This is a genomic window from Alcanivorax sp. (assembly GCF_040119285.1).
GTDB lineage: Bacteria > Pseudomonadota > Gammaproteobacteria > Pseudomonadales > Alcanivoracaceae > Alcanivorax.
Genome location: NZ_JBEDTY010000032.1, coordinates 349,367 through 364,766 on the forward strand (window position 1 = coordinate 349,367; position 15,400 = coordinate 364,766).

Below are 15,400 nucleotides of genomic sequence, written 5' to 3' on the forward strand. Positions count from 1 at the left end.
TCTCCCCATACTGCGCCACCAAGCAGTCAACGTTACCTCGCTTGCTTGGGGTTTCAGTCACGCTGTTATGTCGAATACAAAATATTGCCTGATTGAAGGAGTGTTGGAATGAAGAAGAATTTGCTTGCGATCGCTGTGGGGGCTGCCGTAGCCATGCCTGGTCTGGCTCTGGCCGATGGCCCGACGGTTTACGGTAAAGTTAATGTTTCTCTGGAAAACGCCGAGTTCGACGATGGCGAGAACTCAAGCGACGATGCCTGGGAACTCAACAGCAACGCCTCTCGTCTAGGGGTTAAAGGTGATTTTGATTTGGACGTGGCTGGCCTGAAAGCTATCTATCAAGCTGAGTTTGAAATTAGCGTGGATGACGGCGACAAAGATGGTGAAACTTTCAGCCAACGCAACATCTTCGGGGGTTTGAAAGGCAGCTTCGGTACCCTAAAAGCGGGTAAGTTTGATACCCCCACCAAAAAAGCCCAAGGCAAAATCGACCAGTTCAATGATCTGGGCGGCGATATCAAGAACGTCTTGTCTGGCGAGAACCGAGTTTCTAACATCATTCAGTACAGCACACCTTCACTGGGTGATCTTGTTACCCTGAACGCGGCGTTTATTCCGGCAGAAAACGAAGATATCGACGGCGACGGTGACGAGGAAACCGGCCTGGCAGACACCATCTCTGTGTCTTTGGTCGCTGAAAAAGACATGTTTTACGGTGCTGTTTCTTACGATGCGGACATGGTCGATGAGCTGACCACTGATGAAACGGGTAATAGCCCGACTATCGATATTACCCGTGTTGTGGTCGGTCTTAAGCCGGGTAACGTTGAGTTAGGTGCTTTATATCAGATGGCTGAAGAAGCAGAATCTGCCCCTGGCATGGATAAAGGCGAAGAATCGTCCTATATCCTGAGTGCAGCGTTCAAGATTGATCGCGTGAAATTGAAAGCTCAGTACGGCATGACTGAAGCTGATGTGACCGACGAAGAAGTAACCCAAGTAAGCTTGGGTGCAGACTATAAACTGGCTAAAGCGAGCAAGGTTTATCTCTACGGTACACAGCTTGAGCGCGACCTCGATGTCGATGACGATGTCGATGATACCGAAGAAACCATTTTCGGTATTGGTATGGAACATAAGTTTTAAAGAATATGTGCGGAAAACATGTGATAGCCTGCGCAAGTTTTCCTCGACGCAAGTAAAGACTGCCCGCCTATTGGCGTAATGCTGTTCACTTAAGCATTGCGGTCTAAAGCAGGGCCTTGGAAAATCCGGCTTTCATTCACTGGAAGCCGGATTTTTTGTGTCTCTTCAACAGTCTTTGTTCGATATTGATAGCCTTCACTCTGTAATCCCCCCCATTTTAACCGCCCGCATGAGTAGGGGGTTAACAGACCTGCAGTAGTGGGGCCGCTGCGGGTATGCGGTTTGATATTTGTGTGACGTGTGTGTTTATTCCCACCGGGGGCTCTTTTCACTCGGGGAGCGCTGAAGTCGAGGGTGCCGGTCTCGTTTCATTTTTTAAAGTAAACAAATTTTTCTTCTTTGTACCTCCTTTCTTGCTCAGTTTGACCCATATCAATATACGGTTACATTGTTCAATGTAACCGTTGAGGGTGTCACCTTTGTGGCCTTAGCATCTGATTAATCCGATCTGCTTAAGGGGCAAAATGATGACAATTCAAGTTGATCCGGTACGCCGGAATCTCAAATTCGGGCTGCCCGCCGGCAAGGCATTGAGCTGGAACCCCGGCGGGCTGCATGTTTCACAGTTCTATAACACCCTGTCGATTTTCTTTCCGGCGGGGGAGCGTTTCTTTATTCAGAGTGTGCGCAACTACGCTAAGGAAATCACTGATCCGAAACTGAAGGAGCAGATCTCGGCTTTTATCGGCCAGGAAGGCTTCCACACCCGCGAGCATGAGGAATACAACGACGCATTGCAGGCGGAAGGGATGCCCGTCGAGGCTCTGGATGCGCTGGTGGTGCGGTTGCTGGAGCTGGTGAAGAAGGCGCCGCGCTCGGTGCAGTTGGCGGCCACGGTGGCGCTGGAACACCTTACCGCAGTGCTGGGTGACATGGTGCTTCGTAACCCCGAATTGCTGGAAGGAGTGGACCCACATTATTCGGCGATCTGGCGTTGGCATGCCATTGAGGAAACCGAACATAAAGCGGTCTGTTTCGATGCCTTTGAGCAAATGCTGGGCAGAGGCATCAAAGCCTATGGGTTACGTGCTGGAGCGTTCTTGTTGGTTAATGTGCTGTTCTGGAGTCTCTACGTGCCCTTCTACACGATAATGGTGGCGAAGGGGGGCGGCCTGCTGAACCTGAACGGCTGGAGGAAGGTGGTCAACCTGACGTTGGGCCGGCCGGGGGTGCTGCGACGCTCTATACCGGATTGGCTGGATTTCTTCCGCCCTGGCTTTCACCCCTGGATGCATGATAACCGAGAATTTTTAAACCAGACCGAGGCGCTGATTGAGGAAGTCGCCGCCTTTCGCGTCAACCGGCTGAAAGCCGCCTGAGGAGGGCAGTGACATGACTAGTAAAGCCAAGATTCCCGCCAAGACGGTGTCGGTGGATGTGGCCATTGTAGGGGCTGGCTTCGGCGGGCTGTGCATGGCGATCAAGCTACGAGAAGCGGGCAATGAGGATTTCGTTATTTTGGAGAAGGCTGCGCAGGTGGGCGGTGCTTGGTATTTCAATCGCTATCCGGGGGCCGCCTGCGATGTGCAGTCGCACTTGTATTCCTTTTCCTTCGCCGGCAAGGCGGATTGGACCAAGCGCTATGCGCCTCGGGACGAAATCGAGAACTACATTCTCGATACCGTGGAGCAGTATCAGCTACGGCCCTTTATCCAGTTTAACCAGGAAGTTAACGAAGCCCATTTTAATGAAACCACTGGCCGCTGGAGGGTGCGCACCGCCGCGGGCATGACCATTGATTGTCGCCACTTTGTGCTCGCCTCCGGTCCGTTACATGTGCCGAGTGTGCCGAACATCAAGGGGCTCAAGCGTTTCAAAGGCAAGGTGATGCATTCAGCCGAATGGGATCATGGTTATGACTTGGTGGGCAAGAAGGTGGTGTCCATCGGTACGGGTGGCAGCGCCATTCAGTATTGCCCGGAAATTGCCCCCAAGGTGAAGAAGCTATCGGTGTTCCAGCGTAGCGCGGCGTGGGTTATTCCCCGTGATGAACGTGGTTACTGGGGTATTCAACGGCGGTTGTTCAAGCGCTTCCCGACCCTGCGCAAACTGCATCGGGCGCGGCTTTACTGGGGCAATGAGTCTCGAGTGGCGCCAGCCTCCAGCCCTAAAGCCGCCCAGCTGCTGGGCGCCCTGTGTAAACAGTTCATTCGCCTGCAAGTGAAAGACAAGCGGCTGGCGAAGGCACTGACACCTGATTACACCTTCGGCTGCAAACGGGTACTGATTTCCAACAAGTGGTTCCCCATGTTCAACCGTGACAATGTGGAGCTGGTTACTGCCGGTATCCGCGAGGTGAAAGCCAACAGCGTGGTGACGGAAGATGGGGTAGAGCATGACGCGGATTGTATTATTCTCGGCACAGGGTTTGTGGTGGATCCACGTATCTACATGAAAGACTTTCCGCTGACCGGTTTGCCGGGCCACGATCTGAATAAGGACTGGGCCGAATCTGCTGAAGCGCATTATGGTATTACCGTCAGTGGTTACCCGAACCTGTATATGCTGGTGGGGCCAAACACGGGCTTGGGCCATAATTCCATTCTGTTCATGATTGAGTGTCAGGTGAGATACGCCTTGCAATGCATGGCGCTGCTGCGAGAGGAGGGCGCGGATTATTTGGATGTGAAGCCCACAGCCCAACAAGCTTTTAATGCCAACGTGCAGCGCCGCCTGCAAGGCACCACCTGGACCTCCGGTTGTACCAGCTGGTATCAACAGGATGATGGCAAGAACTTCGCTCTGTGGCCGGGCTCCACGTTGCGCTACTGGCTGGAAACGCGCAACGTGCAGTCCACGGATTATGAGTTTGTGTGCGCGAATGCCGAAGCCGAGGCGGAGGTAGAAGTAGAGGCCTGAGAGAGGCTTGCGTTAATGTGTGAACGAGGGGCGGCAACCTAAGCTGCCCCTTTTTTGTGGATGGCTTTGGCATTGAGTGTGCGCTGCGATAAAAGTACAGCGCAGTCGCTAGGCGCCCGCTCAGGTCTCCCAGACGGCAAGACGGCGGATAGGCAACTTGCGGGCCGTCGATAACAGCGGCGCGGTGCACGCTTTGAGAATCGGTTTTTTATTTAGCTATCGGATCATCGGGCGTTATCAGTGTGACGCTGAGAGTGGCCGTAACAGCGCAGAGGACAGCGTGAGAAAAGTGTAAGAGTTATGCTTCATTGAGCTTGCCAGCCACGGGTATATCGCTTCCGGCTACGGGAAATCCGTGTGCTCGGTTATCATGTGTTGATGACTTCTCGACACCATCGCCTGGACCGTTTTCTCAGCGCCCGAATGCAGATCAGCCGAAGCAATCTGCGCTTGTTGCTGGCTGCCGGGCGCGTGCGGGTAAATGGGCAGGTGGAGCGGGATCGGCAGCGGCGAATTGGCCTTTTTGATGCGGTGGTGTGCGATGGTGAAATTCTGCAGGCGAACCGGCCACGTTATTTGATGATTAACAAGCCTGCCGGGGTCGTCAGCGCTACCCGAGATGAACACCACCCCACGGTGCTGGAGCTGCTGCCAAGGGGCCAGCGTGAAGGGCTGCATCTGGCCGGGCGGCTGGATTTTAATTCCACAGGTTTGGTCTTGCTGACCAATGATGGTGCCTGGTCGCGTCGCTTGAGCTTGCCGGAAACGGGCCTCTGGAAACATTACCGGGTGAGTGTTGATAAACCGTTGAGTCACGAAGATGTAGTGTCATTTTCGCAACGTATGTGGTTCGACTTCGAGCAAATTTACACCCAGCCGGCCAGGCTAACGATTCGTTCTTCTTTTGAAGCGGACGTATGGCTTCACGAAGGCAAGTATCACCAGATTAAGCGAATGTTTGGGCGTACTGGAAAGAAGGTAACGGCGCTGCACCGTTTGGCCGTAGGCCGCATTCAGTTGGATGCTCACCTTGCACCGGGGGAAAGCCGGGAGCTGACCCAGGCAGAGCAGGAAACGGTTTTAGATCCAGAGCCAGTGGAGTAAAGCGCGCTTGTCTTTGGCTTGAGCCGTGAGTGTGTTTCGCCTGCGTTGTCTTGAGGTTGTGCCAGGGCAGGAGGTTGCTGTTAGCGTCGCCGCGCGCGGAAAGCTGCGCGGACGTGGCCAGCCAGTACTTGGGTGGCGGACCCTTCTTCACCGCGGTTCAGCATCGCGATCTGGTAGTCGCCTAGTGCGGGTAAGGCGTATTCGTCACCTAGTTGCTGTAACGGTGGTTGAGTCAGGCTGAGAGGAAAGGGGCCAATGGCCAAATCAGCCTGCATAGCAGCCTCCTGGCCGGCACAGTGCTCGCTGATATAGGCAACACGGTAGCGGTGTTGGCTGTGGTCCAGCGCCTCCAGTGCTATCTTGCGCCAGGGACAACCCTGGCTGGCCAGCGCCAGGGGCAAAGGGCTCTGTGTGACCGCGATGCCCCCTTGTGCTCCGGCCCATACCAGTGGTTCGTTATGCACCACCTCCCCTCGGGCTGGCCGCCCTTGTTTACCCGTCGTTACCATAATCAAATCCAGCTTTCCGGCATCGAATTGTTGCAGCATGTCGGCACTGCGGCCAACCAGCACATTGACTTGAACGGCGGGGTGAGAGCGAGAAAATTGTGTCAGTACCTGAGGCAAGATGCGGGTGCCAATATCATCGGGTGTGCCTAGCCGCACGGTGCCTTCCAACTCCGGGGCAGTGAAGTGGCTGATGGCTTCCTGGTTCAGTTTCAACAGACGTCGGGCATAGCCAAGCATGGCTTCGCCCTCTGCTGTCAGGCTAACCCGCCGCGCTTCGCGTAGAAACAGCCGTTGCCCCACCTGCTCCTCCAGCCGCTTGATCTGCATGCTTAAGGCGGAGGGGGTGCGAAAGACTTCGCTGGCAGCTTGTGTGAAGCTTTCGGTTTCGGCAATGGCCACGAAGCTGCGCAGAATTTCCGTATCCAGCAGGGGTTGCAGAGGGGCGGGGGATGGCATGGCAGACCTTTCAGAAATTTTGAACAGTGGATGCAGTTCTTTTCGATTTACTGATCATAAACCCGATTGCATCATGGGGGCCAATCACAGCCTAGCCACGCCCTATTGTCATCGGACAGGGAGGAGACCATGAAGCATAACGACGCCCAGAGACTTGAAGCCCCGGTACGGACTCAATCGCGTAAACCAGACCTGCACACGCCTGCCATGCCTCCGCTGGCAATGATGGATGCGCTGGATTACCGCATCCGCTTGGCGTGGTATCGCCTGCGCAAGAACCGCGCACAGCAGCGTGCTCAGATCATTCAGCGGCTGCAACGTCCTCTGGCTTGAAACCTTAATGAAGGTGGTTGCAGCCACAACAAAAAAGGCGCCTTCTCAGGCGCCTTTTTTGTTTGCGACACGGAAACCGTGAAGACCCATTACATGTTCGGGTAATTGGGGCCGCCGGTACCTTCAGGTGCCACCCAGTTGATGTTCTGGGTGGGGTCCTTGATGTCACAGGTCTTACAATGAACACAGTTTTGGGCGTTGATTTGGAAACGCTTTTCGCCGGTGTTCTCGTCTTCAACCACTTCGTATACCCCAGCCGGGCAGTAGCGCTGAGCCGGTTCGTCCCACTTGGGAAGGTTAACCTCCAGCGGCACGCTCGGATCTTTTAGCGTTAGGTGACAGGGCTGATCTTCTTCGTGGTTAGTGTTGGACAGGAATACGCTGTCCAGTTTGGCGAAGGTGATTTTGCCGTCCGGCTTCGGGTAGTCGATCTTCTTGCTTTGATCCGCCGGCTTCAGGGTGGCGTGATCCGGGGTGGTATCGCGCATGGTGAAGGGCAATTTGCCGTTGAACAGGTTGATGTCCACAAAGGCGAAGGCGGAACCGATCAGGTTGCCGAACTTGTGCTGGGCCGGGCCGAAGTTGCGTTGGGCGTGCAGCTCTTCGTAAACCCAGCTTTTCTCGAAAGCGTCTTTGTATTCGGTCAGCTCGTCGCTACCCCGGCCACCTTTAAGCGCTTCAGCCAGAATTTCAGCGGCAATCATGCCGGACTTCATGGCGGTGTGAGTGCCCTTGATCTTGGCAAAGTTCAGGGTGCCGGCATTACAGCCTACCAGCAGACCACCGGGGAAGGTCATCTTGGGTAGAGACTGCAGGCCACCCTTGGAAATGGCACGGGCGCCGTAAGACACGCGCTTGCCGCCTTCCAGATGTTTTTTGATTTCCGGGTTGGTCTTCCAGCGCTGCGTCTCGTCGAACGGCGAGACGTGCGGGTTGGAGTAGGACAAGTCGGTGATCAGGCCCAGGGCAACCTGGTTGTTCTCGATGTGGTAGAGGAAAGCGCCACCCGGCGAGCCGGATTCGGTGAGCGGCCAGCCAGCGGTGTGGACCACCAGGCCTTCCTGATGCTTGGCCGGATCGATGTCCCACAGCTCCTTGATGCCGAGGCCATAGTGTTGTGGATCTTTGCCTTCGCGCAGGTTGAATTTTTCCTGCAGTTGCTTGCCCAAGTGGCCACGGCAACCTTCCGAAAAGATGGTGTACTTGGCGTGAAGCTCCATGCCCGGGGTGTAGCTGGGTTTATGCTCGCCATCATGGCCGATACCGGAATCGCCGGTGGCGATACCTTTAACAGAGCCATCTTCATTGTATAGCACTTCGCTAGCGGCGAAGCCCGGGAACACTTCGATGCCCAAACCTTCGGCTTGTTCACCCAGCCAGCGGCACAGGTTACCCAGGGAAATAATGTAGTTCCCTTCGTTGTGCATGGTTTTGGGAACGAACATGTTGGGTACTTTCTGTGCTTTTTCCGGGCCAGTGAGAAAGAAGATTTCATCACCGGTGACCTTGGTATTCACCGGCGCACCCAGTTCCTGCCAGTTGGGGAACAGTTCATTCAAGGCGCGTGGTTCAAGCACGGCACCGGAAAGGATGTGGGCACCGACTTCAGAGCCTTTCTCTACAACAACAACACTGATTTCCTGACCGGTTTCCTGGGCAATTTGACCCAGACGGCAGGCGGTTGCCAGACCGGAAGGACCGGCGCCAACGATGACTACGTCGACTTCCATAGATTCGCGTTCCACAGCCTGTCTCCTCACTATCAATTGCGTGTTTGGCTCGGAAGCCACTGAGAAAGAGGTTCTGACATTCGCGGTAACAGAAAATCTTTCTCAATGGCCGACCGAGACCTGTCTTGGGGTGGCGCGGAGTATATAGAGATAGAAGAAACCACACCACTACTGGGGATGACCCTGCCGACATGAACTTGTGTCAACTTTTGAACCGGCGCAGGGCACTTTCAAACAAGTGTTTAGATTATCTCTTGCTAGATGGTTGATTTACAAGAAAATCACCGACTGGCAGGTCACGAAAAGCCGACAATGTATGTGGTCTATTTGCAGCAAAATCATCTGCTTACGGATTTTCGGGCTATTGACCTGTTGTGGGCGAGCGTTCAAGATAGCGGCTCTTTCGCGGGGGTGGACCCGGCAACGGCGTCATGTCGCCTCCTTCTACAAGTCACCCAATGGAACATTCCGAGGATCCTATGAAGGTTCTTGTACCCATCAAGCGGGTCGTTGATTACAACGTCAAGGTTCGCGTGAAGGCCGACAACTCTGGCGTTGATCTCGCCAATGTTAAAATGGCCATGAATCCCTTTTGTGAAATCGCTGTAGAAGAAGCAGTGCGTCTGAAAGAAAAGGGTGTGGTTACCGAAATCATTGCCGTTACCGTCGGTCCCAAGACCGCTCAGGAACAGCTGCGTACTGCCATGGCTCTGGGCGCCGACCGCTCCATCCTGGTCGAAACCGACGAAGAGGTTCAACCTCTAGGCATTGCTAAGGCGCTGAAAGCCATCGTTGATGAAGAGAAGCCCGAGCTGGTTATTCTTGGCAAGCAGGCTATCGATGGCGACAACAACCAGACCGGCCAGATGCTGGCTGCGTTGGCTGGCATGCCGCAGGGCACCTTCGCTTCTGAAGTGGATGTGGCTGACGGTAAAGTGAAGGTTACCCGTGAAGTCGACGGTGGCCTGCAGACTGTTGAGCTGAGCCTGCCGGCAGTGGTTACCACTGACCTGCGTTTGAACGAGCCGCGTTACGCGTCTCTGCCGAATATCATGAAAGCCAAGAAAAAGCCGCTGGACACCAAGACAGCCGCTGATCTGGGCGTTGACCTGACTCCGCGTGTGACCACCGAGAAAGTGGAAGCTCCGGCTGAGCGTCAGGCTGGCATCATCGTTGGCTCCGTTGACGAGCTGGTCGAGAAACTGAAGAACGAAGCGAAGGTGATCTGATGAGTGTATTAGTTTACGCCGAACACGATAACGCCGCGCTCAACAAGGTCACCCTGAGTGTGGTTGCTGCTGCCAAAGAAATTGGCGGCGACATCACTGTGCTGGTAGCCGGTAAAGGCTGTGGCCCTGTTGCTGAAGAAGCCGCTAAAATTGATGGCGTTTCCAAAGTGCTGTGCGCAGACAACGATGCCTACGAGCATCAGCTGGCTGAAAACATTGGCGATCTGGTTGCTGAAGTTGCTGGCGATTACAGCCACATCCTGGCTGCTGCCACCACCACCGGCAAAAACTTCGCGCCTCGCGCGGCGGCGCTGTTGGATGTGGCCCAGATCTCTGAGATTTCCGACGTAATCGACGCAGACACTTTCAAGCGTCCGATCTACGCGGGTAACGCCATTGCGACCGTTAAATGTGGCGATGCGAAGAAAGTGATCACCGTGCGTGGTACCTCTTTCGACGGCGTTGCAGCAGAAGGCGGTTCTGCTTCTGTTGAGAGCATTGATGTCGCTAAAGACGCGGGCACTTCCTCCTTCGTGGGTGAAGAGCTGGCCAAGTCTGATCGTCCTGAGCTGACCTCCGCTGAGATTGTGATCTCCGGTGGTCGTGGCATGGGTAACGGCGAAAACTTCGAAATCCTGTACAAGCTGGCTGACAAGCTGGGCGCTGGCGTGGGTGCATCCCGTGCCGCCGTTGACGCAGGTTTCGTACCTAACGACATGCAGGTCGGCCAGACCGGTAAAATCGTTGCGCCGAACCTGTACGTTGCTGTGGGCATCTCCGGTGCCATCCAGCATTTGGCCGGTATGAAAGACTCCAAGGTCATCGTTGCTATCAACAAGGACGAAGAAGCCCCCATCTTCCAGGTGGCGGACTACGGCCTGGTGGCGGACCTGTTCGAAGCCGTACCGGAGCTGGGCGACAAGCTGTAAAGCGCGCCTTGCTCGCTAAAAACCCGGCCTTGTGCCGGGTTTTTTGTTTTTGACGTTGGGCCAAATACAACCGTGGCTGTTGGTCCTGTGCGATGAAACGTCTTGTTGTGATCCTACCTTATTTTTTGGGGTGCACGTCGTTATTGGATCCAAAACTGCGAACAACGGTTATTGTTATTTCAGATTCAATATTGTTGCTCGTTATTAGTCTATGAATGTGGGCGCAACATCCATATACCGCAAGGCGGTTTCTCGCTTTTGAATCTTGAACTCAGCCTCCTGGGCAGCTTGAAAGCTACAAGAGCAAAGCAATGCAAATTTTCAATGGAAAAACGGCACTGATCACCGGTGCCTCCAGCGGTATTGGGGAGGAGCTCTCTCGTCAGCTTGCGGCGGTGGGATGTAACCTGATTTTGGTGGCTCGCCGTACTGAGCGGTTGGAAGCGCTTGCGGCTGAATTATGCAGGGTGTCTGTTTGCGTAATTACATCCGATTTGGCTGACCCTATGGTGCCACAGCAGCTGTTTGATGAGGTGGCCGACCGTGGCCTGAAGGTGGATATTCTGATTAATAACGCGGGCTATGGATATCAGAAAAACCTGTTGGAGTTATCGCTGGAGCAAACGCTCGGCATGGTGGGAGTGAACGACCGCGCTTTGCTGGCTCTCACCCGGTTATTTGCTGAACCCATGGCAGAGAGGGGGGAGGGGTGGATTTTGAATATTAGTTCTGTCTCTGCTTGGTTTCCGATTCCTGGTATGGCGACCTATGCTGCCAGTAAGGCGTTTGTGCAAACACTGGGCCGTGCTTTACACGAAGAATTGAAGCCTTGCGGGATTGTCGTCACTACCTTGAGCCCAGGTGGTACCCGCACCGAATTTTCCAGCAAGGCCCGTGGGGAAATGGATCCTTCGCTGCAGAGAACCATGATGCCAGTGACCCCGGTGGCCCGTGCCGGTTTGGCAGGCCTTGCCAAAGGGAAGGCGGTGGTGATCCCCGGCTGGCTTTACCGCTTAATGACGTTTATGACACGTTGCCTGCCTGAACGTTGGGTGGTTCGACTTGCTGGCAGTGTGATGGGGCGTCATCGCTAGGTTTAGGTATTGTTTGTCCCGTGTTTTGTTGCGTCGCTAATCACGACAACAATCGTTCTGCCGCGACAATTCGCCGCATTAAGCCTTCCTTATGAATCACTATACTCGCGGCCTTCTGTTATTTCGGGGAAGGTCATGAGAAAGCTGTTTTTATTGTTATTTTGCCTTGCGGCACCCTCTTGGGCTAACCAGCTGGATCCCGTGCTCGTTAATGACCAGCCAGAGCACAATACGCTTTCTGTCTCTCCTGAAGCTCGCCGTAGTGAGTTGTTTGTAGAAAGCCGTTCAGTGGGGGTGCTGGATGTGGAGAGCATTGAAGATGGCCATGTGGCTAATCAGGAAGACCTTTTCAAGCGGACCCCTGGTGTTTGGGTTGCTAATCAGAATGGCGGCGATGATGTGTTTCTGTCTATCCGGGGTTCAGGGCTGTCCACGACCAGTTTTGGCCGGGGTATCGTTAGCTATCAGGATGGGGTGCCCCTATCACGGCTGGATAATGGCACGACCAACCAGTTAATCGATCCGTTGTCTTACCGTTATGTGGAAGTGTACCGGGGCGCCAGTGCACTGACGCTTGGCGCATCGGCTCTGGGTGGTGCCATTAACTATGTCAGTGAGACAGGCCGCACCGCACCGGGTATTCGCTTGCGTACCGAATTGGGTGATTACGGCTGGCGGGCCAACCGCATTACCCTCGGGGGCAAGAAAGGCAATATGGATGGTTACCTGTCCTTGAGTCAGTCTGATTACCGGGGTTACCGCGATCACTCCAGCCAGTATAACAAACGTGCCTCTGGTAACTTCGGTGTGCTTTTCGATAACGGTATCGAAAACCGGACCTATTTTTCTTCGGATGACGCTCAGCTGGAGTTGCCTGGCAGTATCCGCCGAGACCGCCTTGAAGACGATAGTCAGGAGGCTGGGGCATTTAATAAATCGTTCGATACGGATCGAAACTGGCGCGCCATCCGTTTGGCCAACCGTACTCTGATTCCTCTGGCGGGGGATCAACAACTTGTGGCCAGTGTCTTTTATAACCGGACTAACCTTGATCATTTGCCGACCCCTTTTGTGGGGATTATTGATAACAGCAGTGAGTCTATTGGTGGCGCAGTGGATTATCGAAAGCACTGGAGCAAAGGGCATACCTTGCTGGCGGGGCTGCGATATTCCTATGGCCATGACGATAACACTCGCTTCCAACATGCACAGAACGGTAAGCAAAAGGGAAATCAGTTCCTCGAGGATGTGTTTCGTGTGAAACAGGTGGAGGCTTATGCTGAACAGCAATGGCAAGTCAGCGATCGCTGGCGGGTAGCGCTGGGGGCGCAATGGGTCGAGTCCGAACGTAGTTTGGATGATCTGCAAGCCAGCGTGCCGCCGTTGTGCAGTAACTGCCCATTCTTTCCGCAGCCTTCCGGTGAGGCTGTGGACGACAGTTATACGGTGGATATGGGGGGCTTTTCCCCGAAGCTGGGCTTAAGCTTTACCCCGTTAGCAGGGCAAACCCTGTTCGTTCAGGTAGCCCAGAGTATCGGTATGCCCTCCGGCTCAGAGCTAGGGGCACAGCCTGTGCCCGGATTACGCTTGGACCAGCAGGAAGCCACCACCATTGAGCTTGGTTGGCGTGGCGTGGGTGATGTGCTGGACTGGGATATGGTGCTTTACCACGCCAATGTTGAAGATGAGCTGCTTAATATTGAAGTAAACGATGTGACAGCATTGTTCAATTCCCCCACTGATACAATTCACCAAGGGCTCGAAGCGGGTATCACTTGGCGCCTTCCCGGCAAAGAAAAAGTGGCGCTGCAGACGGTCTACAATTGGTCCGATTTCACCTTTGATGACGATCCGATTTACGGAGACAGTCAACTACCTGGCATTCCTGAGCACACTATTTTTACCGCCTTGCAGTGGCGCCCTTCTGCCCAGGTTTTGGTTGAGCCGAATCTGCGTTATGTCAGTGGTTATCCGCTCACCTATACCAACAGCGGTGGCCGCTATTGGGAAACCGCGGGCTATTCGGTTTGGGGGTTGCGCTTGAGTCGTGAGTTCAACAACGGTCTGAAAGTGTATTTCGATGGCCGCAATCTGGGCGATAAAGTGTATGCCAGCACCGGCAGTATCAGCACGGCACCGGCGTTAGCCTCTCCGTTTAATCCCAACCCAGTGGCCAGCGTTACCCCCGGTATTGGCCGCTCACTTTATGTCGGCGCGGAGTATCGTCTGTGATGCGTTTTCTGATGACTTGGCATCGCCGCGCAGCCTGGTTAGTCGCGGTGCCATTGATGTTATGGTTACTGAGCGGGCTATTACACCCCTTGATGGCGTGGGTGTTGAAGCCGCCTATGGAGGGCCACCAAATTGTTAGGCCTTTGCTGCCTAGCGCGGCTGAGGTCAGGCCGGTTGATGTTTTGCTGCAGGAGAAGGACATTGATGCGGTCACGAATGTTCAGCTGCAAAAAATCGACGGAGGTTGGCAATACCGGGTGGTGGAGGCGGGACATGCTCAACCGCGTTACTTTCATGCCGATAGCAGTGAAGAAATCGCCCATGGAGATCGTTTGCATGCCATCTGGCTGGCCAGAATGCTGGTGGATGATCCTGATGCGGGCATTCTTTCTGCCATACCGTTAGAGCAGTTCAGCAATGAATACCGTGAAGTTAACCGTCTGTTGCCCGTTTGGCGGGTGGCACTAGAGCATGAGGACGGATTAACACTGTACTTGGATACGGAGCAGCAGCGGCTAGCCAGTGCGGCTACCTGGGGTCGGCGACAAGCGCTCAAGGCATTTTCTTGGTTCCATAGCTGGCACTGGTTGCCGCACACCGCGCGTACTCCCGTGGTGCTGCTGTTTTCCATTCCCTTGCTATTGATGTCACTGGGGGGGCTGATACTGCTCGTTCGGCGCTGGCGCCATTTAAACAAGGGCAATGGCGTGCGTCGTTGGCATCGCTGGTTGACTCTGGTCGGTGGGCTCTCTTTGTTTGGCTTTGCCAGCAGTGGTGTACATGTGGCGATTGATAAATTGAATCCGCCGCAATGGATAGATTTTCGGGATGACACGCTAATAGCAGTATCTTCACTGGCGACGAATCCGCTGACGCTAATGGACCGTGCAGTGGCGGTACGACCGGTGCAAGTGGGTGACGACGTGTTGTGGCAATTCCAACAACAGGGTGAGAACGGCGTGACGGCACTGCAGTATGTGAATGCCGTGAATGCCGTGAAGGTGACCGGGGCCGATGAAGCCTATGCTAAGAAACTGGTAGAGCGCTTTGTGGGTGAGTCCGTTGAGGTCCGAGACACAGAGCTACTTACGAAATTTCGTTTTGATTACCCTAGTGTCTACAAGCGTTTACCGGTGCGGAAGTTGTCGTTGGTGAATCAGCCGCAGCTGGCCATGCTGGTGGAAACTCGCAGTGGCCATATAGCTAACGAAGTCACCCCTTCTTCCATTCTACGTGCACTGCATTTCATCAATTTACACAAGTACCATTTCGTGGGGCGCCTAGGCCTATCCCCCCCGCAGCGAGATGCCGTAATGGTGGTTTTGGTGTTACTGATCCTTGCAGCACTGGGGTCCGGTATGCTGCTGGCGTGGAGGCGATTGGGCAAAGGTTAAGCCGTTGGTTGCCGACCCTCTTACCGCTATTGCTGCACGTTTAGCCCGTGCCAGGGTGGGGCTACCCAGTCCCAGGGCCGTTTCTTCGGCCCGGGAGCCATTTCGCGCTACTTTTGAGTAGCGCGACACCTCTTGTTCCCCTTGTGCCTCTTGGGCAAAGCTACTTTGCCGAGGGGGTGGCTATCGACAATGCGGGGGTGTTCGCTATACAGCACGCTCACGCTCACGCTCACGCTCACGCTCACGCTACCGGTGCTGAGTCAGATCCCGCCCCGTTGTTATTATTGTTTGCGTGATCACCATTGTGTGTCTTGCACGCTCGCTG

The 15,400-nt window shown here is 54.5% G+C and carries 12 protein-coding genes; 10 read left to right on the forward strand and 2 right to left on the reverse strand.

Annotation, left to right across the window (positions count from 1 at the left end; all coding sequences use genetic code 11):
- Window positions 1-108 precede the first annotated feature (108 nt).
- The 4 genes from ABNH10_RS11030 (at window position 109) to ABNH10_RS11045 (ending at window position 5,169) form a co-directional block, all read left to right on the forward strand.
- The gene (locus ABNH10_RS11030; RefSeq protein WP_349385977.1) at window positions 109-1,146 is read left to right on the forward strand and encodes a porin; all 1,038 of its coding nucleotides are present in this window, start codon (window positions 109-111) and stop codon (window positions 1,144-1,146) included.
- A 527-nt stretch (window positions 1,147-1,673) separates the two neighbouring features.
- Window positions 1,674-2,525, forward strand: a complete 852-nt coding sequence (locus ABNH10_RS11035; protein ID WP_349385978.1) for a metal-dependent hydrolase — start codon at window positions 1,674-1,676, stop codon at window positions 2,523-2,525.
- A gap of 13 nt (window positions 2,526-2,538) precedes the next feature.
- Window positions 2,539-4,065, forward strand: coding sequence for a flavin-containing monooxygenase (locus ABNH10_RS11040; protein WP_349385979.1), 1,527 nt, complete (start codon window positions 2,539-2,541; stop codon window positions 4,063-4,065).
- A gap of 357 nt (window positions 4,066-4,422) precedes the next feature.
- Window positions 4,423-5,169, forward strand: coding sequence for a pseudouridine synthase (locus tag ABNH10_RS11045; protein ID WP_349385980.1), 747 nt, complete (start codon window positions 4,423-4,425; stop codon window positions 5,167-5,169).
- An 80-nt stretch (window positions 5,170-5,249) separates the two neighbouring features.
- On the opposite strand, the gene ABNH10_RS11050 is transcribed toward ABNH10_RS11045, so the two are convergent.
- Complete coding sequence (locus ABNH10_RS11050; RefSeq protein ID WP_349385981.1) at window positions 5,250-6,134, reverse strand: LysR family transcriptional regulator; 885 nt, start codon at window positions 6,132-6,134, stop codon at window positions 5,250-5,252.
- 129 nt (window positions 6,135-6,263) lie between these two features.
- On the opposite strand from ABNH10_RS11050, the gene ABNH10_RS11055 reads away from it, so the two are divergent.
- Complete coding sequence (locus ABNH10_RS11055) at window positions 6,264-6,467, forward strand: hypothetical protein (RefSeq protein WP_349385982.1); 204 nt, start codon at window positions 6,264-6,266, stop codon at window positions 6,465-6,467.
- A gap of 89 nt (window positions 6,468-6,556) precedes the next feature.
- Here the strand turns inward: ABNH10_RS11055 and ABNH10_RS11060 are convergent, their stop codons facing one another.
- The gene (locus ABNH10_RS11060; protein ID WP_349385983.1) at window positions 6,557-8,212 is read right to left on the reverse strand and encodes an electron transfer flavoprotein-ubiquinone oxidoreductase; all 1,656 of its coding nucleotides are present in this window, start codon (window positions 8,210-8,212) and stop codon (window positions 6,557-6,559) included.
- A gap of 464 nt (window positions 8,213-8,676) precedes the next feature.
- On the opposite strand from ABNH10_RS11060, the gene ABNH10_RS11065 reads away from it, so the two are divergent.
- The 5 genes from ABNH10_RS11065 to ABNH10_RS11085 all read left to right on the forward strand — a co-directional run bounded on the left by ABNH10_RS11065 (window position 8,677) and on the right by ABNH10_RS11085 (window position 15,075).
- Window positions 8,677-9,426 carry an electron transfer flavoprotein subunit beta/FixA family protein gene (locus ABNH10_RS11065; protein WP_349385984.1) on the forward strand — a complete coding sequence of 250 codons (750 nt, stop codon included), beginning with the start codon at window positions 8,677-8,679 and terminating at the stop codon, window positions 9,424-9,426.
- Window positions 9,426-10,355 (forward strand): electron transfer flavoprotein subunit alpha/FixB family protein, encoded by a 930-nt coding sequence (locus tag ABNH10_RS11070; protein WP_349385985.1) that lies wholly within the window; start codon window positions 9,426-9,428, stop codon window positions 10,353-10,355. Before ABNH10_RS11065 ends, ABNH10_RS11070 begins: the two co-directional genes overlap by 1 nt.
- 311 nt (window positions 10,356-10,666) lie before the next feature.
- Window positions 10,667-11,449: an SDR family NAD(P)-dependent oxidoreductase gene (locus tag ABNH10_RS11075; protein WP_349385986.1), complete on the forward strand. Its 783-nt coding sequence runs from the start codon at window positions 10,667-10,669 to the stop codon at window positions 11,447-11,449.
- A 135-nt stretch (window positions 11,450-11,584) separates the two neighbouring features.
- On the forward strand, window positions 11,585-13,681 hold the full coding sequence (locus ABNH10_RS11080) for a TonB-dependent receptor family protein (protein ID WP_349385987.1): 2,097 nt from the start codon (window positions 11,585-11,587) through the stop codon (window positions 13,679-13,681).
- Window positions 13,681-15,075, forward strand: coding sequence for a PepSY-associated transmembrane domain-containing protein (locus ABNH10_RS11085; protein WP_349385988.1), 1,395 nt, complete (start codon window positions 13,681-13,683; stop codon window positions 15,073-15,075). Before ABNH10_RS11080 ends, ABNH10_RS11085 begins: the two co-directional genes overlap by 1 nt.
- Window positions 15,076-15,400 lie beyond the last annotated feature (325 nt).

Coding starts and splice junctions, on each gene's coding strand:
- ABNH10_RS11080 (WP_349385987.1), top strand. CDS start 11,585: ATGAGAAAGCTGTTTTTATTGTTATTTTGCCTTGCGGCACCCTCTTGG.
- ABNH10_RS11070 (WP_349385985.1), top strand. CDS start 9,426: ATGAGTGTATTAGTTTACGCCGAACACGATAACGCCGCGCTCAACAAG.
- ABNH10_RS11055 (WP_349385982.1), top strand. CDS start 6,264: ATGAAGCATAACGACGCCCAGAGACTTGAAGCCCCGGTACGGACTCAA.
- ABNH10_RS11035 (WP_349385978.1), top strand. CDS start 1,674: ATGACAATTCAAGTTGATCCGGTACGCCGGAATCTCAAATTCGGGCTG.
- ABNH10_RS11040 (WP_349385979.1), top strand. CDS start 2,539: ATGACTAGTAAAGCCAAGATTCCCGCCAAGACGGTGTCGGTGGATGTG.
- ABNH10_RS11075 (WP_349385986.1), top strand. CDS start 10,667: ATGCAAATTTTCAATGGAAAAACGGCACTGATCACCGGTGCCTCCAGC.
- ABNH10_RS11030 (WP_349385977.1), top strand. CDS start 109: ATGAAGAAGAATTTGCTTGCGATCGCTGTGGGGGCTGCCGTAGCCATG.
- ABNH10_RS11065 (WP_349385984.1), top strand. CDS start 8,677: ATGAAGGTTCTTGTACCCATCAAGCGGGTCGTTGATTACAACGTCAAG.
- ABNH10_RS11050 (WP_349385981.1), bottom strand. CDS start 6,134: ATGCCATCCCCCGCCCCTCTGCAACCCCTGCTGGATACGGAAATTCTG.
- ABNH10_RS11085 (WP_349385988.1), top strand. CDS start 13,681: ATGCGTTTTCTGATGACTTGGCATCGCCGCGCAGCCTGGTTAGTCGCG.